Origin of the sequence: Phycicoccus duodecadis, assembly GCF_002846495.1 — a bacterium.
Lineage (GTDB): Bacteria > Actinomycetota > Actinomycetes > Actinomycetales > Dermatophilaceae > Phycicoccus > Phycicoccus duodecadis.
The window spans coordinates 1232726-1258950 of the sequence record NZ_PJNE01000001.1 but is presented as its reverse complement, the minus strand read 5'-3'; the positions used below and the strand labels follow the sequence as shown (position 1 = coordinate 1258950).

Annotated in this window: 16 protein-coding genes; 6 read left to right on the top strand and 10 right to left on the bottom strand. The window is 72.7% G+C overall.

The window, feature by feature from the left end; translation table 11 throughout:
- Positions 1–93 precede the first annotated feature (93 nt).
- The 5 genes from narI to ATL31_RS05775 are packed head-to-tail and all read right to left on the bottom strand — an operon-like array spanning position 94 to position 8165.
- Positions 94–825 carry a respiratory nitrate reductase subunit gamma gene (gene narI / locus ATL31_RS05795; RefSeq protein WP_101394937.1) on the bottom strand — a complete coding sequence of 244 codons (732 nt, stop codon included), beginning with the start codon at positions 823–825 and terminating at the stop codon, positions 94–96.
- Positions 822–1532, bottom strand: a complete 711-nt coding sequence (narJ, locus tag ATL31_RS05790) for a nitrate reductase molybdenum cofactor assembly chaperone (protein ID WP_101394936.1) — start codon at positions 1530–1532, stop codon at positions 822–824. Before narJ ends, narI begins: the two co-directional genes overlap by 4 nt.
- Entirely contained in the window at positions 1529–3178 is a 1650-nt protein-coding gene (gene narH, locus ATL31_RS05785) for a nitrate reductase subunit beta (protein WP_101394935.1), read from the bottom strand. The genes narJ and narH overlap by 4 nt, the downstream gene beginning before the upstream one ends.
- Positions 3178–6870, bottom strand: coding sequence for a nitrate reductase subunit alpha (locus ATL31_RS05780; RefSeq protein WP_101394934.1), 3693 nt, complete (start codon positions 6868–6870; stop codon positions 3178–3180). The genes narH and ATL31_RS05780 overlap by 1 nt, the downstream gene beginning before the upstream one ends.
- A 35-nt stretch (positions 6871–6905) precedes the next feature.
- Positions 6906–8165 carry an MFS transporter gene (locus tag ATL31_RS05775; protein WP_245861967.1) on the bottom strand — a complete coding sequence of 420 codons (1260 nt, stop codon included), beginning with the start codon at positions 8163–8165 and terminating at the stop codon, positions 6906–6908.
- Positions 8166–8431: 266 nt separating this feature from the next.
- On the opposite strand from ATL31_RS05775, the gene ATL31_RS16410 reads away from it, so the two are divergent.
- The 4 genes from ATL31_RS16410 to ATL31_RS05760 all read left to right on the top strand — a co-directional run bounded on the left by ATL31_RS16410 (position 8432) and on the right by ATL31_RS05760 (position 17423).
- On the top strand, positions 8432–8785 hold the full coding sequence (locus ATL31_RS16410; RefSeq protein ID WP_211283969.1) for a Rieske 2Fe-2S domain-containing protein: 354 nt from the start codon (positions 8432–8434) through the stop codon (positions 8783–8785).
- Positions 8786–8897: 112 nt separating this feature from the next.
- Positions 8898–10028, top strand: coding sequence for an AI-2E family transporter (locus ATL31_RS05770; protein WP_158239791.1), 1131 nt, complete (start codon positions 8898–8900; stop codon positions 10026–10028).
- A 55-nt stretch (positions 10029–10083) separates the two neighbouring features.
- On the top strand, positions 10084–15591 hold the full coding sequence (locus tag ATL31_RS05765; protein WP_101394932.1) for an ATP-binding protein: 5508 nt from the start codon (positions 10084–10086) through the stop codon (positions 15589–15591).
- Positions 15592–15698: 107 nt separating this feature from the next.
- The gene (locus ATL31_RS05760; protein ID WP_101394931.1) at positions 15699–17423 is read left to right on the top strand and encodes a 13E12 repeat family protein; all 1725 of its coding nucleotides are present in this window, start codon (positions 15699–15701) and stop codon (positions 17421–17423) included.
- A 137-nt stretch (positions 17424–17560) separates the two neighbouring features.
- Here ATL31_RS05760 and ATL31_RS05755 read toward each other — a convergent pair whose 3' ends face one another.
- The 4 genes from ATL31_RS05755 to ATL31_RS05740 all read right to left on the bottom strand — a co-directional run bounded on the left by ATL31_RS05755 (position 17561) and on the right by ATL31_RS05740 (position 23574).
- On the bottom strand, positions 17561–19231 hold the full coding sequence (locus ATL31_RS05755) for a long-chain fatty acid--CoA ligase (protein ID WP_101394930.1): 1671 nt from the start codon (positions 19229–19231) through the stop codon (positions 17561–17563).
- A gap of 201 nt (positions 19232–19432) precedes the next feature.
- Entirely contained in the window at positions 19433–21913 is a 2481-nt protein-coding gene (uvrA, locus tag ATL31_RS05750; RefSeq protein WP_101394929.1) for an excinuclease ABC subunit UvrA, read from the bottom strand.
- Between the two features lie 108 nt (positions 21914–22021).
- A complete protein-coding gene (locus ATL31_RS05745) occupies positions 22022–22507 on the bottom strand; it encodes a DUF6326 family protein (protein ID WP_101394928.1) in 486 nt (161 codons plus the stop codon).
- Between the two features lie 98 nt (positions 22508–22605).
- The gene (locus ATL31_RS05740) at positions 22606–23574 is read right to left on the bottom strand and encodes an NAD(P)-dependent alcohol dehydrogenase (RefSeq protein WP_101394927.1); all 969 of its coding nucleotides are present in this window, start codon (positions 23572–23574) and stop codon (positions 22606–22608) included.
- Positions 23575–23817: 243 nt separating this feature from the next.
- Between ATL31_RS05740 and ATL31_RS05735 the strand changes: the two genes are divergently transcribed.
- Positions 23818–24432, top strand: coding sequence for a TetR/AcrR family transcriptional regulator (locus ATL31_RS05735; protein WP_425440323.1), 615 nt, complete (start codon positions 23818–23820; stop codon positions 24430–24432).
- Positions 24433–24459: 27 nt separating this feature from the next.
- Here ATL31_RS05735 and ATL31_RS05730 read toward each other — a convergent pair whose 3' ends face one another.
- The gene (locus ATL31_RS05730; RefSeq protein ID WP_101394925.1) at positions 24460–25563 is read right to left on the bottom strand and encodes a DNA glycosylase AlkZ-like family protein; all 1104 of its coding nucleotides are present in this window, start codon (positions 25561–25563) and stop codon (positions 24460–24462) included.
- A 62-nt stretch (positions 25564–25625) separates the two neighbouring features.
- On the opposite strand from ATL31_RS05730, the gene ATL31_RS05725 reads away from it, so the two are divergent.
- A complete protein-coding gene (locus ATL31_RS05725; RefSeq protein ID WP_101394924.1) occupies positions 25626–26225 on the top strand; it encodes a nucleotidyltransferase family protein in 600 nt (199 codons plus the stop codon).

The window sequence follows — 26225 nt, the reverse complement described above, 5'->3', positions numbered from 1 at the left end:
CCGCACGGCACCTCCGATGGGGTGCGACGGGGTGCCGTCCCTGCAGCCTGCTGGGACCGGCCGGCGGCGCCCAGGGCCGAAGGTCCCGGGCGCTCAGCCGCCGACCCGGTCCCAGCCCCGCCGGGGGGAGTGGCTGCCGAGGGCGGCGTCGTCGCGGCTCCGGTAGACGATGTACGGACGCGTCAGGTACCCCACGGGGGCGCTGAACACGTGGACCAGCCGGGTGAACGGCCACAGCGCGAACAGCCCGAAGGCGACCAGGGCGTGCAGCCGGAACCCCAGGGGTGCCTGCGCCATGAGTGCGGCGTCGGGCTGGAACGCGAGGAACGAGCGGTACCAGACGGACACGCCCTCGCGGTAGTTGTACACGCCACCGATGGTGAGGATCGAGCCGGCGACGGTGTTCCACATGCCGAGGACGATGACCACCCCCAGGAAGGCGTACATGACCTTGTCCATGGGTGTCGTGGCCGAGAAGACGGGGCCGACGGTGCGGCGCCGGTAGATCAGGATCGCCATGCCGACCACGGTCATCACCCCGGCCAGCAGGCCGCCCGCGACCGCCACCACGTGGTACGCGCGCTCGCTGATGCCGGCCCAGTCCGTCCACGCCTGCGGCACCAGCAGCCCGATGATGTGGCCGCCGACGACACCGAGCATCCCGAAGTGGAACAGGGGGCTCCCGATGCGCAGCAGGCGGTTCTCGTACAGCTGGGACGAGCGGGTGGTCCAGCCGAACTTGTCGTACCGGTAGCGCCACACGTGGCCCACCACGAAGGTCGCCAGGCACAGGTAGGGGAAGACGACGAAGAGGAACTGGTTCATGCGCGGGCTCCCGGGAAGGACGGCATCGGCAGGGAGATGGAGCCCGCGGCGGTCTCGGGCGGTGCGCCCGGGCTGAAGCCCGGGTTGGCGAACGGGGCGAGGCCGACCTCCTCCTCGGGAGGACCTTCGGCGGCGAGGCGGCGGACGGCATCCCGCTCGTCACCCCGCAGTGGCGGCAAGGTGGCGGTGACGGCGTCGAGCAGGGGCGCCCACGGTGAGCCGCGGTCGCGCAGCGAGAGCCGCAGCAGCTCGAGCCCGGCGCGGTGGTCGAGCATCAGGTCGCGCCCCACCTCCTGGTCGACCGTCGCGGCGAACTCCAGCACCACACAGAGGTGGTCGGGCAGCTCCTCGTCGTCGAGCTCGACCCCGGCCCGCAGGTAGCTCTGCTTGAACCGCAGCAGCGCCATCCCCCGCTTGCGGGTGTCCCCGTGGGCGAAGTACGTCAGGAACAGGGTGCAGCGGCGCCGGGTGTCGAAGGTCTCGACGTAGTCGGCCTGCAGCTGCGGCAGCGGGGTGGACTCCAGGTGGTCCAGGAAGGCCCGCAGCGAGCCGCCGAGGGCCGGGGGCAGCCGGTCGGCGGCCGAGCGCAGCAGGTCGGCGCGGGCCAGGAGGGCCTCGTCCGGGTAGTCGAGGAGGAGCGAGACCGACTGCCACACGATGGTGAGCTGGTCGGCGGGCAGGGTCGCTGCCGGGCGACGGCCGTTCACGAGTCCGGACCCGTCGGGGGGAACAGCCCGGGCGGGGAGCCCTTGCCGTCCCAGTTGAGCAGGTTGACCCGGCCCTTCGTGCTGCTCGGCCCGGTCAGCGAGTCGGAGGTCTGCCGGTCCTGCAGCATCTGGAAGTTCTCCACCGCGATCGGCGTCGGCGTCCCGGAACCCTCCCCGAACAGGTCGTGCTGGCCGCCGCCGTACTCCGACACCGCGCACTCGGTGCCGAGCTCCTCCAGGGAGTGCGCCTGCTCGGCGTGCGCGGGCGGGATGACGTAGCGCTCGTCGTACTTCGCGATGGCGAGGAGGCGGTACATGTCGTACATCTCCTCCTCGCTCATCCCGACCGCGGCCGGGATCGACGCGTCCGGGTCGCGGCCCAGGTTGATGTCGCGCATGTAGCAGCGCATCGCGGCGAGCCGCTTGAGCACGGCGTCCACCGGTGCCACGTCGCCTGCCGTGAAGAGCTCGGCGAGGTACTCGACCGGGATCCGCAGGGCGTCGATGGCCGCGAAGAGGTTGCCGGTGTCCTCGGCGTCCTCCCCGGTCTCGGCCACCACGTCGACCACGGGGGACAGCGGCGGGATGTACCAGACCATGGGCATCGTGCGGTACTCCGGATGGAGCGGCAGCGCGACCTTGTAGGTGTTGATCAGGGCGTGGATGGGGGAGCGCTGGGCCGCGTCGACCCAGTCCCGGGCGATGCCGGCCTGCTCGGCCGCCCGGACCACCTCCGGGTCGAACGGGTCGAGGAAGACCTCGCGCTGGGCCTCGTAGAGCCCGGTGTCGTCGGGGGTGGAGGCGGCCTCGAGGACCTTGTCGGCGTCGTAGAGGACCAGGCCGATGTAGCGCAGCCGGCCCACGCACGTCTCGGCGCACACGGTGGGCAGCCCGACCTCGATGCGCGGGAAGCAGAACGTGCACTTCTCGGCCTTGCCGGTGCGGTGGTTGAAGTAGACCTTCTTGTAGGGGCAGCCCGAGACACACTTGCGCCAGCCCCGGCACTTGTCCTGGTCGACCAGGACGATGCCGTCCTCCTCGCGCTTGTAGATCGCCCCGCTCGGGCACGACGCGGCGCAGGAGGGGTTGAGGCAGTGCTCGCAGATCCGGGGGAGGTAGAACATGAAGGTCTGCTCGAACTCGAACTTCACCTTGTCGGCGATCTTGGCGAGCATCGGGTCGCGGTGCGCGGTCTCGGTGGCACCCCCGAGGTCGTCGTCCCAGTTGGCCGACCACTCGATCTTCATGTTCTGGCCGCTGATCAGCGACTTCGGGCGGGCCACCGGCGTGTGCTCCTGGGCGGGCGCGTCGGTGAGGGTGGAGTAGTCGTAGGTCCACGGCTCGTAGTACTCGCCGATCGAGGGCAGGATCGGGTTGGAGAAGATCGTCATGAGGTTCTTCAGGCGCCCTCCGGCCCTGAGCCTCATCCGCCCGCGCTTGGTCAGCTCCCAGCCGCCCTTCCACTTCTCCTGGTTCTCGTAGGTGCGCGGGTAGCCGAGCCCCGGCCGCGTCTCGACGTTGTTGAACCACACGTACTCGGTGCCCGAGCGGTTGGTCCACGCCTGCTTGCAGGTGACCGAGCAGGTGTGGCACCCGATGCACTTGTCGAGGTTCATCACCATCGCCATCTGGGCCATGACTCTCATCAGTACGTCACGTCCTGGCTGCGCTTGCGGATGATGGTGACCTCGTCGCGTTGGTTGCCGGTGGGGCCGAGATAGTTGAACGCGTACGTCAGCTGCGCGTACCCCCCGACCAGGTGGGACGGCTTCACGAGCAGCCGGGTCAGCGAGTTGTGGATGCCGCCGCGCTTGCCGGACGTCTCCGCCAGCGGGACGTCGATCAGGCGGTCCTGGGCGTGGTACATGTACACCGTCCCTTCGGGCATCCGGTGCGAGACGATCGCGCGCGCCACGACGACGCCGTTGCGGTTGACCGCCTCGATCCAGTCGTTGTCCTTGATGCCGACCTTGGCCGCGTCGCGGTCGCTCATCCAGATGTTCTGGCCGCCGCGCGAGAGCGAGAGCATGAACAGGTTGTCCTGGTACTCGGAGTGGATCGACCACTTGTTGTGCGGGGTCAGGTACCGCACGGTCAGCCCCTCGACCTGGCCGGCCGAGCCGTCGGACACGGTGCCCAGCGCGGGCTCCGCGAACAGCGCGGCCATGTTGAGCGGGGGCCGGTAGACCGGCAGTCCCTCGCCGAGCTCGGTCAGCCAGTCGTGGTCGAGGTAGAAGTGCATCCGCCCGGTCAGGGTGTGCCAGGGCTTCTTGCGCTCGACGTTGATGGTGAAGGGCGAGTAGCGCCGGCCGCCGGTCTCGGAGCCCGACCACTCGGGTGAGGTGATCACCGGCACCGGCGGGCCCTGGGTGTCGGCGAAGGTGATCTGCTTGCCCTCGTGCTCCTCGGCCAGGTCGGCCAGCCGCACCCCGGTGCGCTTCTCGAGGGTCTTGAAGCCCTGCGTGGCGAGGTGGCCGTTGGTGGTGCCCGACAGCGCGAGGATCGCCTCGCAGACGTGGACGTCCTTGCGCAGCGACGGCCGGCCGTCGGCCACGCCACCGCGCACGGCGCCGTTCTTGGCCCGCAGGTAGTCGACCTGCGCGCCCAGCTCGAAGGTGACGCCCTTCGTGGTGGCCCCCAGGGTGTCCATCAGGGGCCCGAGCGCGTTCATCTTCGCGGCGACCGCGCCGTAGTCGCGCTCCACCTCGACGAGCTTGGGCATCGTGACGCCGGGGACCGGCTCGCACTCGCCCTTCTTCCAGTCGCGCACGACGCCGTGGGGGTTGGCCATGGCGTCCGCGGTGTCGTGGGTGAGCGGCACCGCGACGACGTCCTTGCGGACGCCGAGCCGGGTGGCGGCGAGCTCGCTGAACTTCTCGGCGATGGTCTGCCAGGCGTCCCAGTCGGTGCGGGTCTGCCAGGGCGGGGCGATGGCGGGGTTGAAGGAGTGCACGAACGGGTGCATGTCGGTGGTGTTGAGGTCGTGCTTCTCGTACCAGGTCGCGGCCGGGAGGACGACGTCGGAGAAGATCGTGGTGCTGGTCTGGCGGAAGTCGATCGTCATGAGCAGGTCGAGCTTGCCCTCGGGGGCCTCGTCGCGCCACGTCACGTCGACGGGGCGTTGCCCCTCGGGCGTCTCGGTGGCCCGCACCGAGGAGTCGGTGCCGAGCAGGTGCTTGAGGAAGTACTCGTTGCCCTTTCCGGACGAGCCGAGCAGGTTGGCCCGCCAGATCGACAGGATCCTCGGGTGGTTCGCGGGCGCGTCGGGGTCCTCGCCGGCGAAACCGAGCGCCCCGGACCTCAGCTGGTCGACGACGTACTCGCCGACCGGCGTGCCCGCCGCCGCCGCGTCGTCGCTGAGGTCGAGCGGGTTGCGGTCGAAGGTGGGGTACGAGGGCATCCAGCCCATCCGGGCGCTCTGGGCGATGACGTCGGCCGTGGACATCCCCGCGAGCCGGCCCTGGCCGGTGGTGGCCGACAGGGTGTCGGCGCCGAACTGGTCGTAGCGGAACTGGTCGGTGTGCAGGTACCAGTACGCGGTCTGGATCATGTTGCGCGGCGGGCGGTTCCAGTCGAGGGCGTTCGCGATCTGGGTGTAGCCCGTCAGGGGCCGCACCTTCTCCTGGCCGACGTAGTGGGCCCAGCCTCCGCCGTTGACCCCCTGGCAGCCGGTGAGGTTGGTCAGGGTGAGGAAGGCGCGGTAGATCGTGTCGGAGTGGAACCAGTGGTTGGTGCCCGCCCCCATGACGATCATGGACCGGCCCTTGGACTCCTCGGCGTTCTGCGCGAACTCGCGCCCGATCCGGGCGGCGGTGGCGGCCGGGACACCGGTGATGGCCTCCTGCCAGGCGGGCGTGTACGGCGAGCCGGCGTCGTCGTACCCGGTCGGCCACTCGCCCGGCAGGCCGGGGCGGCCGACGCCGTACTGCGCCAACAGCAGGTCGAACACCGTCGTGACCAGGTGGCCGCCGACGCGGCGCACGGGGACCCCGCGGGGGAGGTCGGCGGCGGCGCCGTCGGGGGTGTCGAAGCGCGGCATCCGGACCAGGACCGACTCGGTGGCGGTGTCCAGCAGGGAGAGGGCCGGGTCGACGTCGCCGAGCTCGAGGTTCCAGCGGCCCACGCCGGCCTCGCCGTACCGGTGGCCCAGGGACCCGTTGGGGACCACGGGCTCGCCGGTGGCGGAGTCGAGGAGCACGGTCTTGAAGGCGGCGTTCTCCTCGCTCGCGTGGTCGGCGAGGTCGGCGGCGGTCAGGAACTTGCCCGCCGTGTACGCCCCGTCGGCCGCCTCCTCGAGCCGGACCAGGTGGGGCAGGTCGGTGTAGGTCTTCACGTACGCGGTGAAGTAGGGCGACTGCCGGTCGACGAAGAACTCCTTGAGCACGACGTGGCCCATCGCCATCGCCAGCGCGGCGTCGGTGCCCGGCTTGGCGGCCAGCCACTCGTCGGCGAACTTCACGTTGTCGGCGTAGTCGGGGGCGACCGCGATCACCTTCTGGCCGCGGTATCGGGCCTCCGTCATCCAGTGCGCGTCCGGGGTGCGGGTCACCGGCAGGTTGGAGCCCCACATGATCAGGTAGCCGGCGTTCCACCAGTCACCGGACTCGGGGACGTCGGTCTGGTCGCCGAACACCTGCGGCGAGGCCACCGGCAGGTCGGCGTACCAGTCGTAGAAGCTCAGCATCGAGCCCCCGATGAGGTTGACGAACCGGGCCCCGGAGGCGTGCGACACCATCGACATCGCGGGGATGGGCGAGAACCCGGCCACCCGGTCGGGTCCGTACTCCTTGATGGTGTGGACGTGGGCGGCCGCGACGATCTCGCTGGCCTCCTCCCAGGTGGCGCGGACCAGGCCGCCCTTGCCGCGGGCCGACTTGTAGGTCTTGGCCCGCCGCGGGTTCTCGACGATGTGCGCCCAGGCCTTCACGGGGTCCCCGTCGTGCTGGGCCTTGGCCTCACGGAACATCTGCAGCAGGACGCCCCGTACGTAGGGGTAGCGGACCCGGGTGGGGGAGTAGGTGTACCAGGAGAAGGCCGCGCCGCGGGGGCAGCCGCGCGGCTCGTACTCGGGGGAGTCGGGGCCGACCGAGGGGTAGTCGGTCTGCTGGGTCTCCCAGGTGATGATCCCGTCCTTGACGTAGACCTTCCACGAGCACGACCCGGTGCAGTTCACGCCGTGGGTGGAGCGGACGACCTTGTCGTGGCTCCACCGGTCGCGGTAGAAGTCGTCCGCCTCGCGCCCGCCGACCTGCGAGATGGTCCGCAGGTCCTGCGAGACGGTCCCCCGGGTGAAGAACCGCCGGCTGCGGACGAAGGCCTCCGAGAGGGAACCGTCCATCCCGAGATCGGACCTGGGCTGCTGCTGCGAGGGGCTCAACGGGCTTCCTGTCCTGAGGCGGCGGTTCGACGGACGACGGTCACGGTGAGGACCAAGGCCAGCGCGGCGGTGACGCACAGCATCCACAGCCCGATGGCGTAGGAGCTCGTGCGGCCGTAGACGTAGCCCATGATCAGCGGCGGGACGAACCCGCCCAGGCCGCCGGCGGCGCCGACGAGCCCGGTCACGCCACCGACCCGCGAGGGGTCGGTGACCTGCGCGATGAGCGCGAAGGTGGCGCCGCTCCCCGAGCCGAGGGCGGCGGCCATGGCCAGGAAGGCGACCGTGCCGATCCCCGCCAGCGGCGGAGTGCCCGCGGAGATGGCGGCGCACACCACGACGATGGCGAACCCGCCGGCCAGCACGGGGATCGCGCCCATCCGGTCGGCGAGCCAGCCCCCCACCGGCCGCATGACGACCGCGATGAGCACGAAGCCGGCCATCCGGTTGGCCGCGCTCTCGGCGGTGAGGTGGTGCGCGGTCTTGAGGTAGGCCGGGAGGTAGACCGAGAAGGCGACGTACCCCCCGAAGGCGACCGCGTAGAGGAGGCAGGACTGCCAGGTGATGGGGAGCCGGGCGTTGGCCGAGATCCTGGCCGCCAGCGAGGTGGTGGGGACCACGCGACCGGGGGCGTCGCGCAGGACGAGCCAGGCAGCGACGGCGTACACCGCCAGCACCGCGGCGGTGATGAGGAAGGGCGCCTTGGCCCCCAGCTGGTGGGTGAGCTTGACGGTGGTCAGGGCGCTGATCGCCGTGCCACCCATGCCGGCGCCGAAGATGCCGACGGCCAGCCCCCGCTTCTCGGGCGGGAACCACGCGTTGACGAACGGGACACCGACGGCGAAGGCGGTGCCGCCGATGCCGAGGAAGAAGCCGCCGACGAGGAGGAGGGCGTAGGAGTCGAGAGCGAAGAAGGCGATGAAGAGGATGGGGACGATGGTCGCGCCCGAGACGATCGGGAACATGACCCGGCCGCCGAAGCGGTCGGTGAGCCCACCCACCACGATGCGGCCGAGGGAGCCCACGACCACCGGGACGGCGACCAGCAGGGCCACGTCGGACTCGGTGAGCGCTCCCAGGCTGCCGGTGGACCGGAACAACGGGCCGAGGGGGCTGATCAGCGCCCACGCCCAGAAGTTGACCGCGAACCCGAGGGTGGCCATGGCGAGCATCACGCCCGGCGACCCCGTGCCGGCCGGGGTGTCGCCGGCCGGGGTGTCCCGGCCGGGCCGGTGGGTCGATGTCCGTGGAACCACGCCGTCCGCCTCGCCTCGTGAGTCGTGCGGCGCCCGGGAACAGGCGACCTGAGAAGTCACTGTGTCAGAGTTGCCGCGCTCGGGGTAGGGGGATCGCGGGCGCGCCGTGAGACGGTGGGCGCCCGCCCCGGAACGGCCGAGGCGGGCCCCCCTGGTCGTGGTTCCGCGGCCCTGCCCACCCTCCACGACGGGAGGTCGGTCCCGTGAGTCATCCCCGAGCGCCGCGCCCGCCCGACGGAGCCGGCGAGATCCTCGATGAGCGATGGGTGCCGACCGTCCCGCTCGCCGACGTCCCCGACGAGGGCGCCACCCATGTCGAGGTGGCCGGCGTCCCCGTCTGCCTGGCCCGGAGCGGCGGGGTCGTGTACGCCATCCTCGACGAGTGCAGCCACGGCCGCGTCCGCCTGTCCGAGGGCGAGGTCGCCGACGGGGCCGTGGAGTGCTGGCTCCACGGGTCCACGTTCGACCTGGGCACGGGCGCCCCGAAGTGCCCGCCGGCCACGGCCTCCGTCCCCGTCTACCCGGTCCGGGTCGTCGCCGACGTCGTGGAGGTCGCCGTCCCCCCGCCCGCGGGCGGGGGCGGGGCGCCGTCGGGAGCGAGGCCTTCCCCGAGCCCCTAGCATCGGCGCCCTGAGCGCCACCGCGGTCGACCGTCCCGGCCCCTCCGACCCGGCGCGCGCCTCCGGGCCCGGCCCGGTCCTGGCCCCCGGCGGCCGTGCCGACCGCTCCCGGGTGTGGACCGTCGTGGGGGTGCTGGCCCTGGTCGCCCTGGCCGTCTTCGTGCTGTGGCGGGGGAGCAGCACCGTCTTCTACGTCGTCATGAGCCTGTTCCTGGCGCTCGCGATGGAGCCGGCCGTCTCGCGGCTGTCGCGCTGGATGCCGCGGGCCGCCGCCACCGCGACGGTGATGCTCGCGCTGCTGCTCGGCATCGCGGCCTTCCTCGGGGCCTTCGGCAGCCTCCTGGTCGACCAGCTCACCTCGCTGGTCCAGGCCACCCCGGACATCGCCACGAACGTGCTCGACCGGGTGAACGAGGCCACCGGCTCCTCCTACACCTTCGAGGAGCTGCTCCGGTCCAGCGGTCTCAGCCCGAGCGATCTCAGCGGGTACGCGCAGAACGTGGCCTTCGGTGTCTTCGGCCTGGTCACGGCCGTGCTCGGCGCCGCGTTCGGCCTGTTCATCGTCGCGTTCTTCCTCTTCTACATGTCGGCCGGGATGCCCGCGCTGCGCCGCTGGCTGGCCACCCGGATGCCGCCGCGGCTGCAGGTGCCGTTCCTCACCGCGTGGGACCTGGCCAAGGTCAAGGTCGGCAACTACATCGCGGCCCGCGTGGTGCTGGCCACCCTCAGCGCGCTCGCCAGCGGGGTCGCGTTCTTCCTGCTCGACCTGCCCTACTGGCTGCCGCTGGCCCTGTGGACCGGGCTCGTCGCGCAGTTCATCCCCAACGTCGGCACCTACGTCTCGATCGCGCTCCCGGTGCTCGTGGGGCTCACCTCGCCCGAGCCGGTCCTCGGGCTCTGGGTGCTGCTGTACGGCATCGGCTACCAGCAGGTCGAGAACCTCACCATCGAGCCGCGCATCTCGGCCCGGGCGGTGAACGTGCACCCCGCCGTCTCGTTCGGGTCGGCCCTGCTCGGGGCCCAGCTGTTCGGGCTGCCCGGGGCCCTGATGGGGGTGCCGCTGGCCGCCACGGCGATGGCGATGCTCGAGATCTACCAGCGGCGCCACGAGAAGGCCCCCGAGGTCGAGGAGACGGTCGCCGCGCTGGTGCAGCCGAGGGTCGACCCCACCACCGACGCGGAGCCCGAGCGCAGCGCCGCGGCCTCCGGACCGGCCTCGGACGACGACCCCGAACGAGCCTGAGGCCGTCGGCGCGCGTTACTCGCGCGTCGGGTGTGATCGATGGCAGGCTCGGGCCATGTTCTCGCGGATCGCCGTCGTCAACCGTGGAGAGGCCGCGATGCGGCTGGTGCACGCCGTGCGCGACCTCAACGCGGAGCTCCCTCCGGGGGCGGCCCGCACCGAGGTCGTGGCCCTGCACACCGAGGCCGAGCGCACCGCGATGTTCGTCCGCGAGGCCGACCTGGCCTATGACCTCGGCCCGGCGTCCGAGCGCCCGTACCTCGACCACGCCAAGCTGGAGCGGGCGTTGCGCGAGACCGGCGCCGACGCGGTGTGGGTGGGGTGGGGCTTCGTCGCGGAGGACCCCGCGTTCGCCGAGCTCTGCGCGCGCATCGGGGTCACCTTCATCGGCCCGAGCGCCGAGGCGATGCGCCGGCTGGGCGACAAGATCGGCTCGAAGCTGATCGCCGAGGAGGTCGGAGTCCCGGTGGCGCCGTGGAGCCGTGGCGGGGTCGACACCCTCGAGGACGCCACCGCCGCGGCGGCGCGCATCGGCTACCCGCTGATGCTCAAGGCGACGGCCGGTGGTGGTGGCCGCGGCATCCGCAAGGTCGCCTCCGACGCCGAGCTCGCCGACGCCTACCAGCGCACCCGCGAGGAGGCCGAGCGCGCCTTCGGCTCCGGCGTGGTGTTCCTCGAGAAGCTCGTCACCGGGGCGCGTCACGTCGAGGTCCAGGTCATCGCCGACGGCCAGGGCACCGCCTGGGCCATCGGGGTTCGCGACTGCTCGGTGCAGCGCCGCAACCAGAAGGTCATCGAGGAGTCGTCCTCGCCCGTGCTCGACGCCGAGCAGGTCGCCGAGCTCAAGGCCTCGGCCGAGCGGCTGGCCGTGGCGGTCGGGTACTCCGGCGCCGGCACCGTGGAGTTCCTCTACCACCCGGCCGACCGCTTCTTCGCGTTCCTCGAGGTCAACACCCGCCTCCAGGTCGAGCACCCGATCACCGAGATCGTCACCCGCACCGACCTGGTCCGGCTCCAGATCCACGTCGCGCAGGGCGGCCGCCTCGAGGGCGAGCGCCCCGTCGAGCTCGGGCACGCCGTCGAGGCGCGGCTCAACGCCGAGGACCCCGACCGCGACTTCGCCCCGGCGCCCGGGCGGATCGCCCACCTCGAGCTCCCCGCCGGGCCCGGCGTACGGGTCGACACCGGTGTGGCCGAGGGCGACTCGATCCCGGCCGACTTCGACTCGATGATCGCCAAGGTCATCGCCCACGGGCGCACCCGCGACGAGGCCCTGGGCCGGCTGCGGCGGGCCCTGCGCGAGACGACCGTCGTCATCGAGGGCGGGGCCACCAACAAGTCGTTCATCCTCGAGCTCCTCGACCAGCCCGAGGTCATCGACGGCAGCGCCGACACCGGCTGGATCGACCGGGTGCGCGGCGAGGGCCGGCTGGTCGCGGCCGAGCACTCCGGGGTGGCGCTGGTCGCGGCCGGCATCGAGTCCTACCTCGACGCCGAGGCCATCGAGCGCGCCCGCCTGCTCGAGACCGCCCGCGGCGGCCGACCCCAGGTGCAGCACGTCGTCGGCCGCGCCGTCGACCTCAAGCTGCGCGGCACCGGCTACAAGGTCACCGTCCTGCGCACCGGGCCCTCGCGGTTCCGGGTCACCGTGGCCGAGCCCACCGGCGCCGCGCACACCGTCGACGCCGACCTCGAGCGCACCGGCGAGTACACCAGCCGCATCGTCGTCGGGGGCCGCGGCCACCGCCTCGTCACCGCCGCCCACGGTCCCGTGCAGCTGGTCGAGGTCGACGGTGTCACGCACCGGGTCAGCCGCGACGAGGGTGGCGTGCTGCGTTCGCCCGCACCGGCGCTCGTGGTCGCCACCCCGGTCGCCGTCGGCCAGGAGGTCGCCGCCGGGGCCCCGGTCCTGGTGCTCGAGTCGATGAAGATGGAGACCGTCCTGCCCGCGCCGTTCTCGGCGAGGGTCAAGGAGCTCCTGGTCGCCACCGGCAGCCAGGTCGAGACGGGGGCCGCGCTGGTGCGCCTCGAGCCCACCGGGGACGCCGACGCCGCCGTGGTCGCCGACGTCGAGGGCGCCGACCTCGACCTGCCCGACGCCGCATCCGACGGCGACGCCGCGCAGCGGGCTGCCCGCGGGCGCGCCGACCTGTCGGCGATGATCCTCGGCTACGACCTCGAGCCCGGGCACGAGGGCCGCGCCCTCCAGGGGTACCTGGCCGCGCGCGACGAGCTGGCCGCGAGCGGCACCGGTGTCGTGCCCGACGAGATCCCGCTGCTGACGGTGTTCGCCGACCTGGCCGAGCTGGGGCGCAACCGCCCGGTCGGGCAGGAGACCCACGTCGAGAACCGCGTGCACAGCCCGCGCGAGCACTTCCGCACCTTCCTGCAGACCCTCGACCCCGAGCGCGGCGCCTTGCCGGCCGACTTCGTGGGGCGCCTCGAGCGGGTGCTGGTGCACCACGGCGTCGACGCCCTCGAGCGCACCCCGGCCCTCGAGGGCGCCGTCTTCCGCATCTTCCTGGCGCAGCAGCGCTCGACCCCCGAGGTCACGATGGCGACCTCCATCCTGCGCCGCTGGCTGGCCGAGCCCGCCCCCGCCGCCCCGGCCGACGTCGAGGCCCGCGACCTGCTCGACCGCCTCGTGCTGGCGACCCAGCTGCGCTTCCCGGTGGTCGGTGACCTCGCCCGCAGTGTGCGCTTCCGCTGGTTCGACCAGCCGCTGGTCGACTCCGACCGCGCCTCCGTGCTGGGCTCGGTCGGCACCGAGCTCGACGAGATCGATGCGCTCCCACCGGGGCCCGAGCGCACCGCGCGGGTCGACGCCCTGGCCGACATCCCCGAGCGCATCGTCCGCTTCCTCGGCGAGCGGCTTCGGCGCGGCGTCGCTGCGCGCGAGCCGATGCTCGAGGTCCTGGTCAAGCGGCACTACCGCGAGTACCACCTCGAGGGGCTGCACGAGGAGTCGGTCGACGGCCGGGCCGTCACCGTGGCCGACTACCGGCTCGACGACCGTGAGACCCGCCTGGTCACCACCATCGGGACGTTCGACGAGCTGACGTCCGACGGGCCGCTGGCCGGGCTGCTGCGCCGCGCCGTCGAGCAGCGCCCCGCCGGCCACGACGCAGTGGTCGACCTCTACCTGCACGTCCCCGACGCGCCCGAGGACGCCGACGCCACCTCGGCCCTGCTGGCGGAGCGGCTGGTCGCGATGCCGTTCGCGCTCGCCTGCCGCCGGGTGGCCGTGGGCGTCGTCACCGACGACGGGCGCGAGGTCGGCTACTTCACCTTCCGCGCCCGGCCCGACGGCACCCTCGACGAGGACCTGCCGGTGCGCGGCGTGCACCCGATGGTGGGGCGCCGGCTCAACCTGTGGCGGCTGCGCGACTTCGAGCTCACCCGGCTCGAGGCGCCCGACGACGTCCTGCTGCTGCACGCCGTGGCGGCCGGCAACCCCCAGGACCAGCGGCTCGTGGCGCTGGCCCAGGTCCGCCAGCTCGTGGTCGTGCGCGACGACGAAGGGCGCATCACCGCACTCCCGCACGTCGAGCGCGCCCTGGCCAACTGTCTCGAGGCGATCCGGCGGGCCCGTGGCTCGATGGGCGGCGGCTCGCGCCTCGACATGAACCACGTCTGGCTGCACATCTGGCCGCCGGTCGAGGCCGACCTCGACCAGCTCACCGCGCTCCAGGGCAAGGTCGCGCCGCTCACGGCCGGCGCGGGCATCGAGGAGGTGCGGATCGAGGGCTCCATCGCGGGCGACCACGGCCACACCGTCCCCATCTGCGCGCGGTTCACGTACCAGCCGGGCTCGGGCGTCACCTTCGCCGTCGAGCAGCCGCCCACCCAGCGCCTCGCGCCGCTCGACGCCTACGCCGAGAAGGTCGTGCGGGCCCGGCGGCGGGGGCTGGTCTACCCGTACGAGCTCGTCTCGATGATCGCCGGCGGCGGCGGCGAGGCCGTCGAGTACGACCTCGACGACAGCGGCCGGCTCGTACCCGTCGACCGCCCGTACGGGCAGAACACGGCCGGGATGATCTGTGGCGTCGTCACGACCCCGACGCGCCTGCACCCCGAGGGCGTCACCCGCGTGCTGCTCTGCGGCGACCCGTTGCGTGCACTGGGGGCCGTGGCCGAGCCCGAGTGCCGACGCGTCATCGCCGCCATCGACCTGGCCGAGGAGCGCGGGCTGCCCGTCGAGTGGTTCGCCCTCTCGGCGGGTGCGCGCATCTCGATGGACTCCGGCACCGAGAACATGGACTGGGTCGCCAAGGCCCTCAAGCGGATCATCGAGTTCACCCAGGCCGGCGGTGAGATCAACGTCGTGGTGGCGGGCATCAACGTCGGGGCGCAGCCGTACTGGAACGCCGAGGCGACGATGCTCATGCACACCAAGGGCATCCTCGTGATGACGCCCGACTCGGCCATGGTGCTCACCGGCAAGCAGTCGCTCGACTTCTCCGGTGGGGTGTCGGCCGAGGACAACTTCGGCATCGGCGGCTACGACCGCGTGATGGGCCCCAACGGGCAGGCGCAGTACTGGGCCAAGGACCTCGTCGACGCGTACGGGGTGCTGCTGGCCCACTACGAGTCGACGTGGGTGGCCCCCGGCGAGGCCGGCCCGCGGCGCGCGCCGACCACCGACCCCGTCGAGCGCGACGTCACGACCTACCCGCACGCGCTCGAGGGCAGCGACTTCACGACCGTCGGCGACATCTTCTCGCCGGCCACCAACCCCGACCGCAAGAAGGCCTTCGACATCCGCACCCTGATGCGGGCCGTCGCCGACCAGGACCACGCCACGCTCGAGCGCTGGGCAGGGATGGCCGACGCCGAGACCGCGGTCGTGTACGACGCCCGCATCGGGGGTATCCCGGTGTCGCTGTTGGGCATCGAGTCGCGCAACGTGCCGCGTCGTGGCTTCCCGCCCACCGACGGCCCCGACACCTACACCGCCGGCACGCTGTTCCCGCGCTCCTCGAAGAAGGCGGCGCGCGCCATCAACGCGGCCTCGGGCAACCGGCCGCTGGTGGTGCTCGCGAACCTGTCGGGCTTCGACGGCTCGCCCGACTCGATGCGCAGCCTCCAGCTCGAGTATGGCGCCGAGATCGGCCGGGCCATCGTCAACTTCGAGGGCCCGATCGTCTTCGTCGTCGTGTCCCGGTACCACGGAGGGGCTTTCGTGGTCTTCTCCAAGGCGCTCAACGAGCGGATGACGGTGCTGGCGGTCGAGGGCTCGTTCGCGTCGGTCATCGGTGGCGCTCCCGCGGCCGCGGTCGTCTTCGCCCGTGACGTCGACGCCCGCACGGCGGCCGACCCGCGGGTGGCCGACCTCGAGGCTCGGATGCGCGAGGCCGACGCCGCGTCGCGGCCGGTGCTCGCCAGCGAGCTCGCCACCGTGCGGCAGGCCGTGCGCTCCGAGATGCTCGGCAAGGTCGCCTCCGAGTTCGACCGGGTCCACGACATCCACCGCGCCGTGCGGGTGGGGTCGGTCGACGCCGTCATCGCCCCCCAGGAGCTGCGCCCGCGGATCGTCGCCGCGCTGGAGGCCGAGCTGGGCTGAGCCGGGGCTGTGTTTACCCCCTCATCGGGAGCAAATCGTCTGTGCCGCAGGAAAAATGCTGCGGATGAAGGGTTGCTGGTTCGTACGGATGTTCGGTACGATGGGGCATGGACAGGGGCCAGGTCAGCAGCCGCATCGCGGCCCTGCGCGCGGAGTGCGCGCTGCTCGGCCGTGAGCTGTCCGAGGCCGGCCGGGGGCTGGCGCCGGACGAGGCCTTCGAGCTCGCCGGTGAGGCCCAGGGGCTGGCCAACGCGGCGGATGCGCTCGTCGCCGTGGCCGGGGCGTGGGGAGCCCGGGTCGAGACCACGATGCGCTCCGGGTCATGGGAGCGGGTCCACCCGGTGGGGTACATGGACGCGATGGCGGCGGCGCAGATGTCGCTGGCGACCGGGCTGACCGAGGGTGTGGCCGGGCGCAAGGCCGCTCTCGGCGCCGCGTTGGGCGAGCGGTTCCCGCGGGTCCGCGACCTCCTGCTCGGTGGGGAGGTCCCGGCGGCGACCGCGCAGAAGGTGGTCGATGCCTGCGCCGGTCTCGATGTCGAGGCGTGTCTTCGGGTGGATGCCGGGCTCGCACCCCGCCTCGCTGCCATGGATCCGGCGCGGGTGGCCGCCGAGGCCCGGCGGGTGGCCACGACGGTGGCGGCGGCCCAGGTCGCTGCCCACGCCGCCCTGACGAAGAAGGGCCGTTGCGTCGAGGCCAGAGCCGGCGTCGACGGCCTGACCGACTGGTTCGCGTCGCTGCCCACGGCCACGTCGGCCGCGATGTGGTCGGCGGTCGAGTCCCTTGCGGGGGAGTACCGGGCGCAGGACGAGAGCCTGTCGGTGCCGGAGTCCCGAGCCGACGCCCTGACCGACCTCGTGCTGCGCAACGTCACCGTGACCGCGCAGGTGACCCTCGGCATCCCCGTGGTCACCGACCGGCCCGCGCCCGAGACCGTTCCCGGCGAGCGCTTCCGGGTCGACTGGGGAGACGACGAGACCATCGTCGACGCCGTCACCGGCGAGGAGGTCCGCTCCGGCGACCTCGACCCTGCCACCCGGGAGGAGCTCTCCTGGATCGAGGTGCCGGCCGAGGCCGAGGGCGATCTGACGACCATCATGGCCGAGGTCTTGCCCGGGTTCGCCGTCTCCGGCACCCAGCTCCCGGGCCTGGGCTGGGTGGACGCGGCCACGCTGGCCAACCTCCTCAAGACCCTCCCGATGGGCGTTGCCCGGGCCGTCCTCGACGCCGAGACCGGCACTCTGGCGGGTCGCCAGCGGCGCGTACCGGCCGCCGAAGGGCATCGCCGACTTCGTCACCACCCGCGACGGCACCTGCCGGATGTGGGGCTGCTCCCGGCCCGCGGAGCGCTGCGACCTCGACCACGCCAGACCCTGGCCGGCGGGCGCGACCACGCCGGCCGGCCTCGAGGCCCTCTGCCGGCGACATCATCGCTTCAAGCAGCAAGGGCGCTGGCGACCGGTCCTCGATCCCGACGGCACCGTCACCGGGCACGGTCCGAACGGTGCGACCCGCACCACCGAGCCCCAGCACCGGCTCCCCGCCTGAGCGCGGTGCGCTGCCCCCGCAATCATCCGGATCTGCCGAATGTCGGACGTCCCGGCCTGCACGTCGAGAGGTCGCAACACGCAGAAGAAATCGCTCGATCCCGGGCATGTTGTGGCCTCTCGACGTCCGCCGAGACCTCGGATTCTGCGGTCCCTGCGGGCGGGGCGGACCCACATACAGGCAGTGGAACGTGCTGCTCGTCCTGTGAGCGTGGCCTACAGGTCGGAAGTGGCCCACTGCCTGTCCGTGGGTCCGTTCATCCCGATCTGCCGCGGACAGGGTGACCGTTCCGGCGGATGGGCGTGCGGTGTGCGGGACGGACCGGACGGGCCGCCCATGGCCTTCCGGTGACCCACCGCGGTGGAGATGATCCGGGGTCGCCGTCGGCGAGCGTGCAGCTCGACGCGCGATGGTGCTGGGCTCAGTCCAGGGTCTGGACCGCGAGCCCACCCTCGGCGTACCGGCGGCGCAGCACCTTCTTGTCGAACTTGCCGACGCTCGTCTTCGGCACCTCGTCGATGAGCGCCCACCGCTCGGGCAGCTGCCAGCGCGCGAGCTTGTCCTCGAGGAACCCGCGCAGCGACTCCGGGGTGGCGGTGGCTCCCTCCCTGAGCACGACGGTGGCCAGGGGGCGCTCGCCCCACCGCTCGTCCGGCACTCCGACGACGGAGGCCTCGAGCACGTCCGGGTGCGCCATGATCGCGTTTTCCAGATCGACCGAGCTGATCCACTCGCCGCCGGACTTGATGACGTCCTTGGCGCGGTCGGTGAGCCGAAGGAAGCCGTCGGGAGTCAGCGTGCCCACGTCTCCGGTCCGCAGCCACCCGTCGTGGAACTTGGCGGCCATCTCGGCGAGCTCGTTCTCCGACTCCCCGCCGAAAGCGTTGTAGGAGCCGGTGATCCACGGCCCTCGGACCTCGAGCTCGCCGACGCTCTCGCCGTCCCACGGCACCTCGCCGTCGTCCGGACCGATGAGCCGCCCCTGGACGCCGAGGACGAGCCGGCCCTGGGAGGTCGCGTAGTCCCAGTAGGCGTCCGAGCCCTCCTCCACCGCGGCCGGGGGCACGGCCGCGGTGCCGATCGGGGACATCTCGGTCATGCCCCACGCGTGGAGGATGGTGATGCCGTGCTGCTCCTTGAACGACCTCATCATGGCGGGGGGCGCGGCCGACCCGCCCACGATGAGGCCCCGGCACGTCGAGACGTCGACCGCGTTCGCCTCGAGGTGGTGGAGCAGGTCCAGCCAGATCGTCGGCACGCCGGCTCCGTAGGTGACCTTCTCGCTCTCGATCATCGTCGCGAGTGGGGCCGCTTGGAGGAAACGGTCCGGCATGACGAGGGAGGCGCCCACCGCCATCGCGAGGTAGGGGAAACCCCACGCGTTGGCGTGGAAGAGCGGGACGACGACGAGCAGCCGATCGCCCTGGCGGACGTCGGTCGTCATCGCAGTCGTGACCGCGTGCAGGTAGTTCGAGCGGTGCGAGTACGAGACGCCCTTGGGGTTGCCGGTGGTCCCGGAGGTGTAGCACATCGACGAGGCGGAGTTCTCGTCGAGGTTCTCGGGCCAGTCGTACGTCGTCGGCCGCCCCCCGAGCAGCTCGGACCAGTCGTGCACCGACTCGACGTGCTCGGGCGCTGCGAGCGCGGCGCGGGTGTCGTCGTCGACCGGGCCGTTGACCACGACGTGGCGGACCTTGGGCAGGTGGGCGAGCAGCGTGGCGAACGGGGCCGCGAGGGTGTTGTCGACGATGACGACCTTCGCCCCACCGTGGTTCGCGACGTAGACGATCTGCTCGGGGAACAGCCGGATGTTCAGGGCGTGGAGCACCGCGCCCATGGACGGCACGGCGAGGTACGTGACGAAGTGCTCCACGTTGTTCCACATGAACGTGGCGACCCGGTCGTCGCCCTCGACGCCGAGGCCCTGGAGGGCGTGGGCGAGCTGGGCCGCCTGCCGCCCGACCTCCGCGTAGGTGGCGCGGCGCGCGCCGTCGGCGGTCCAGGTCACGACCTCCTGGTCGGCGTGCAGCGTCGTCCCGAACCGCAGGATCTGGCTGATGAGGAGGGGGGTCGGCTGCATCGTGCTGTCCATGGGGACAGCAAACCCCCTGGTCCCGCGAAGCGGAAGCCCTCGTTCAGCTCGGTCCTCGCCGCACGGGCGCTCGGGACCGGCTCGCCGGAGGCTGCGTCGATGGGCGCGGTACCGGTCCAGCCCACCCGGCAGACATGACGCCGACGCCTTTCGATCTCGTGGGCACGGAGGTGAACCAGCTCGACGAGATGCGGCAGCCGGCTACCGATCCTTCCCGTGGGAGCGGAGCCGGGCGGCCAGGTAGGGCGCCGTGGCGCTGCCTTCGGCCTGGGAGACCTCCGCCGGGGTGCCGGCGGCCATCACGTGCCCTCCGTGGTCCCCACCGCCCGGGCCCAGGTCGATGACCCAGTCGGCGCTGACGATCGTGTCGAGGTCGTGCTCGACGAGCACGACGGTGTTGCCGGCGTCGACCAACCGGTGCAGCTGGCTCAGCAGCAGGGCGATGTCGGCCGGGTGGAGCCCCGCCGTCGGCTCGTCGAGCAGGTACAGCGCGTGCCCGCGGCGTGCCCGCTGGAGCTCGGTGGCCAGCTTGATCCGCTGGGCCTCACCGCCGCTGAGCTCGGTAGCGGGCTGCCCCAGGCGCAGGTAGCCCAGCCCGACCTCGCGCAGCGTGGTCAGGCTGCGCGCCGCAGCCGGCACGTCGGCGAGGAACGCCGCGGCCTCGTCGACCGAGAGCGCCAGCACCTCGGCGATGTTCTTCCCCTGGTACTCGACCTCGAGGGTCTCCGCGTCGTACCGCGCTCCGTGGCAGGTCGGGCAGGGCGCGTACGTGCCTGGGAGGAAGAGCAGCTCGACGGAGACGAAGCCCTCGCCCTGACAGGTGCTGCAGCGCCCCTCCGCGACGTTGAAGGAGAAGCGGCCGGCGCCGTAGCCGCGCTCACGCGCCCTGGGGGTCGCGGCGTACACCTTGCGCACCGCATCGAAGAGGCCGGTGTAGGTCGCCAGGTTGGAGCGGGGCGTGCGCCCGATCGGCCTCTGGTCCACGCGGACGAGCCGGTCGAAGGACTCCAGCCCGGTCGCGTCGTCGACGTCGATCTCGAGGGCGCTGTCCTCCTCGTCGTCGGGGGCCTGGCCGAGGTGGCGGCGCACCAGCTCGGCGAGCACCTGGGTGACGAGCGTCGACTTCCCCGACCCCGACACGCCCGTGACCGCGGTCATCACGCACAGGGGGACGTCGACGGAGAGGTCGCCGAGGTTGTTCCGGCTCACGCCGGTCAGGTGCAGCCACCCGGATGGCGTGCGCCGGGGCCGGTGGGCCGGCTCCACGCGTCCGAAGAGGTGGTCGCCGGTGATCGAGCCGTCGACGTCCTCGAGGCCCGCCACCGGCCCGGAGTAGAGCACCCGTCCCCCTTTCTCCCCGGCTCCCGGGCCGATGTCGACGACCCAGTCGGCACGCCGCACGATGTCGAGGTCGTGCTCGACGACGAACAGCGAGTTGCCCGAACGTTTGAGCGCGTCGAGCACGTCGAGCAGCGGCCTCGCATCGGCCGGGTGGAGGCCGGCGGACGGTTCGTCCAGCACGTAGACGACCCCGAAGAGGCCGGAACGCAGCTGGGTGGCGACCCGGAGGCGTTGCGCCTCACCCGGGGAGAGCGTCGTCGAGCTGCGCCCCAGCGCGAGGTAGCCCAACCCGAGGTCGAGCAGCACCTGCACCCGCGCCACGAGGTCGGCGCAGATGCGGACGGCCACCTCGGTCGCCTCGCCGGAGTCGGCCCGCGAGGTCGCCGCACCCGCTTCGGTGAGCTCGGCCACCGGCCGGAGCGCGCTCACCAGCTCGACGAACGGCAAGGCGTTGGCCTGCGCGATGCTCAGGCCCTGGAACGTGACGGCCAGCGACTCCGGGCGCAGCCCGGTGCCGTGGCAGACCGAGCACCTGACGGTGCGCACGAAGCGCATCGCCTTGTCGCGCATCATCTGGCTCTTGGAGGTGGCCAGCACGTGGTTGACGTGCGCCCGGGCGCTCCAGAAGAGCCCGTGGTAGCCGTGGTCGATGCGGTCGCGCTCGGGCTTGACCAGCACCTTGGGCTGCTCGTCGGTGAACAGGAGCCATTGGCGGTCCTTGCGGGGAAGCGAGCTCCAGGGCGCGTCCACGTCGATGCCCAGGCCGGCGACGACGCTGCGCAGGTTGGCACCCTGCCAGGCCCCCGGCCAGGCGGCGATCGCGCCCTCGCGGATGCTCAGCGACGTGTCCGGCACCATCAGCTCCTCGCTGACGTCGTGCTCCTCCCCGAGCCCGTGGCATCGCGGGCAGGCGCCGGCGGCGGTGTTGGGGGAGAAGGCCTCCGCCCCCAGCCGCGCCGCGCCCTCGGGGTAGGTGCCGGCACGCGAGTACAGCATCCGCAGCAGGTTCGACAGCGTGGTCAGCGTGCCGACCGTCGAGCGGGAGCTCGCGGCGCCGCGCCGCTGTTGGAGCGCCACCGCCGGCGGCAGCCCGGTGATCTCCCGCACGTGAGGTGCGTCGACCTGTTGCAGCAGCCTGCGGGCGTACGGCGCCACCGACTCGAAGTAGCGACGCTGAGCCTCCGCGTAGAGCGTTCCGAACGCCAGGGAGGACTTGCCGGAGCCGGAGACGCCGGTGAAGGCGACCATCGCGTCACGTGGCAGGTCGACGTCGACGTTCTGCAGGTTGTGCTCGCTGGCGCCGCGGACATGGACGAAGCCGTCACTCAGGTCGTGGTGCACACCCCCTGTCTAGCCGCTCGCCTCCCGCTCGACACCATCAGACGATGGGCGGCCCGGACGAGACGCCTGACCCGGGCCGGTCACCGTGGTGGTCGGCGGCGCACCTGCCTACCGTCCCGCGCGGGCCGCCGAGCGGTCGGCGCCAACGAGGTCGCGCTGCGACGGAGCGGCCCACCGCCAGGCGGAGCGCAGGATGAACGCGAGGATCGCCACCTCGACCCCGATCGTGACGGCGTAGTAGAGGGCCCAATCCCAGGAGGACCCCGCCGCGTTGAACGCGCAGATGGGGATGAAGAGCGCAGCGACGACGAGGTTCGTGGCGCGGTTGACCCGGGCGGGCAGCGTCACGGAGAGCAGCACCATCAGGGTCGGGACCGCGATGAGCGCGAAGAATATCGTCACCAGCGTCCCGGTGATCTCGAAGACGAAGATGTCGCCGCCGCGGATGACGTCGATCTCGCCGGGCTGGTAGAGATGGAAGTAGTCGATGTAGATGACGAGGAACATGAAGCTCGTCCAGGCGGCGGCGAGCTTGGCCTGCACGGGGATGTGCGGGCTGTCGGCGAGGCGAGGGGTGTCGGTGCGGATGGTCATCGGTTCTGCCTTTCGGGGGGATGGGCCGTCCGCCGGGGTGGCGGCCGGTCAGGGAGTGCGTCGGGTCGGGGTGAGGCGGGTTCTCGAGGGCCCGGTCGTCAGGGGAGGACGACGACCTTCCCCCGGGTGTGGCCCGCGCCGACGTAGCGGAGGGCCTCGGCCGCGTCGTCGAGGGGGTAGGTGCGGTCGACGAGCGGCGTGACCTGACCGGTGGCCAGGAGGTCGGCCAGAGCGAGCAGGTCCTGCCGCTTCGCCACCGACACCAGGGGCCTCAGCCGCTGGCGGGTGACGACGGACAGCGCACGGGCGGCGACGATCCGAGGGATCGGGCCGAGCCACCGGCCGCCGCGTCCACTGAGGGGGACGAGGGTGCCGGTGGGGGTCAGCGCGCGGCGCAGGTCGGCCAGCGGCTGGGCCTCGACCGGGTCGAGGATGACGTCGTACCGCTGGCCGGCGCGGGTGATGTCGGTGCTCGTGTAGTCGACGACGTGGTCGGCTCCGAGCGCCCTCACCAGCTCGAGGTTGCGGGTACTGCACACGCCGGTCACCTCCGCGCCGAAGGCCTTGGCGATCTGGACCGCGAAGGAGCCCACGCCGCCGGACGCCCCGGTGACCAGCACCGTCTGGCCAGGACGCAGGTCGGCGCTGTCGCGCAGCCCCTGCAACGCGGCGATGCCCGACGTGGGGACGGTCGCGGCGGCCGCGACCGACAGGCGGGTCGGCACGGCCACGAGTTGCTCGGCCGGGACGCCTGCGTACTGCGCGAGCGCTCCGGTGGTACTCCACCCGAAGGCCTCGTCGCCGGGACGCAGCGTCGTGACACCGGGCCCGACCGCTGCCACGATGCCCGCGAGGTCCCGGCCGAGGATGCCGTGCCGCGGCCGGCGGAGCCCGAAGGCCAGGCGCGCCACGTACGGCTCGCCGGTCGTGACGAAGTGGTCGCCGGGATGCACGGAGGCCGCGCCGACGTGGACGACCACCTCGCCCCGGCCGGCCCGGGGCCGCTCGACCTCACGGGTCTGCACCACCGACGGCGGCCCGTAGCGGTGCCGGACCGCGGCTCGCATCCGGTCGGTGCCGAGGTCATCGGCCTCCGGTGCGGGGGGTGCCCCGGCCGGTCGTTGTTCGGTTCCCACTGTCGGTCCTCCTGAGGTCTGCGGCGGCTGGCGCTGTTGTCGTACAGCGTACGTCGTACGACGTACTATGACCGTACGGCGTACGATCGTCAAGCCGCCGACGAGAGGAGACCCGTGTCCGGGAGGAAGCAGCGCGGCCCAGCGTCGGACGCGGGGCTGAGCAGGGAGCGGGTCGTGACCGAGGCGATCCGGCTGGCCGACCGGGAGGGGGTCGAGGGGCTGAGCATGCGCCGCCTCGCCGACGCGCTCGGCGCCGGCGCGATGTCGCTCTACCACTACGTCGCGAACAAGGAGCAGCTGCTGGACGCGATGATCGACGTCGTGTTCGCCGAGATCGAGCTCCCCCCCGAGGGCGCCGACTGGCAGTCCGCGATGCGGCAGCGGTCGGAGTCGGCCCGGCAGGTCCTCGCCCGCCACCCGTGGGCGGTCGGGCTGATGGAGTCGCGGACCACGCCGGGGCTCGCCCACCTCCGACACCGGGAAGCGGTCACCTCGTGCCTGCGCCGAGCGGGCTTCTCGGTCGTGATGGCGACCCACGCCAACTGGCTGCTCGACGTCTACGTCTACGGCTTCGCCCTCCAGGCCGCCAGCCTGCCCTTCGACACCGCCGACGAGTTCTCCGGCATCACCGAGGACGTCTTCCTGCCCCAGCTGCCGGACGACGAGTTCCCCTACCTCAACGAGTCCGCCGCGGGGCTCGTCGCCGCCGGCTACGACCCGACGGAGGAGTTCATGTTCGGCCTCGACCTCGTCCTGGCCGCCCTGGAGCCGCTGCGGACCTCGGCCTAGCAACCCTGCGGGCCGCCCGGCCACGCGTCAGTCGGGTGGGTCGGCGATCTCGACGTCGAGCAGGGCCGCCAGCGAACGCAGCTCGCGCCGCACCCCGTCGCGCATCGCCGCCGTCGGCTCGTCGTCCCAGTGCACGGCGTGCACCCGCAGCACCCCCGCGGCCAGGTCGGTCTGCGCGTCGACCTTGCCGACCAGCCGGTCGCCGTGCAGCACCGGCAGCGCGAAGTAGCCCCAGCGTCGCTGCGCGGCCGGCTTGTACATCTCGAGCTGGTAGTCGAACCCGAACAGCTCGGCCATCCGCTTGCGGTCGAGGACGAGCCGGTCCAGCGGCGAGAGCAGCGCGGTCCGGCCCCCGAAGGACCCCTCGAGGTAGCGCGGCTCGACCCGCCAGCGCCCACGCACCCCCTCGACGACCGCCTCCTCGCCCGCGGCTCCGACGTGGTTCGGCTCCCCGGGCGGGAAGGTGACCCGCGCCCGGGCGATGCCGAGGGCGACCAGCCGCCGGCGGTCGCGCTCGGCCTCGGCCTCCTCCCACGGGACCGTCGGCCCGTCCGGGTGCACGCGCGCGGCGAGGTCCCAGGTGCGCTCCCGGTTCTCCCTCGACGAGACCGCCACCTCGCCGCGCTGCTCCATCAGGTCGAGCATCCGCTGCACGTTCTTGCTGTTGGTCCACCCCGACGAGCGCCAGGGCACGACACAGGTGTCCGGGAGCTCGCGCGCCGGCATCGGGCCCTCCGAACGGAGCCGGGTGAGGATGTCCTCCCGGCAGGCCCGGTTCGCCTCGACCCAGGCCTCGAGCTCGCGCCGCCACTCGCTGAGCGGCTCGACGCCGGGCCAGGCGGCCATCCCGGCCCGGAACAGGGCGACGTCCTCGGCCGGGCGCAGGTAGCCCTCGACCTCGACGAGCGCCCGCGACACCAGCAGGTCGTCGATCACGTCGGGGGAGTAGGCGCTCCCGAGCCGGCTCCAGAGCACCAGGTCGGCGTTGGGTGCCACGTGCGCCGTGAGGTCCATCTGCACCAGGGTCAGGTGCCGCACCAGCTCGAGGGCGTCCACCGGACGGTCGGCGGTGAGGAGCTGCGCCCGCACGGCCACCCGCCGGGCGTCACGCGCGCTCAGGGTGTGCACCATCGGGCCCACGGTAGCCAGCGCGGGCGCCCGCGGCCGGTCGAGCGCCGTGGCAGGCTGGCCGTATGACGACCGTGGGCCTGCTCCTGGCGGCCGGCGCCGGCCGGCGGATGGGCGGCCCCAAGGCGCTGGTCCGCCCCGACCCCGACGGGCCGACGCTGCTCGAGACCACCCTCGACCGCCTGCTGCACGCCGGCCTCGAGCGCGTCGTCGTGGTCCTCGGGGCCTCCGCCGCCGAGGCCGAGCCGGCCGCCACCGCCGCCGGCGCCACTGTCGTCGTCGCCAACGACTGGGACGAGGGGATGGGGGCCTCGCTGCGGGCCGGGCTGCGCGACCTCGCCGCCACCGCACCGCCCGACGTCGACGCCGCCCTCGTCACCCTGGTCGACCTGCCCGACGTCGGCACCCGCGTGTACCGCCGGGTCCTGAACGCCGGCCGGGGCCTGGGTCCCGGGGTGCTGCTGCGCGCCGCCTTCGCCGGCACCGCCGGCCATCCGGTCGTGCTGGGCCGCGACCACTGGGACGGCGTGGCCGCCACCGCCACCGGCGACCGGGGGGCGCGCGCCTACCTGGCCGCCCACCCGCCGCGGCCGGTCGAGTGCGGCGACCTCGCCACCGGGCACGACGCCGACACCCCCCAGGACCTGCCCGGCGCTTCGCCATGA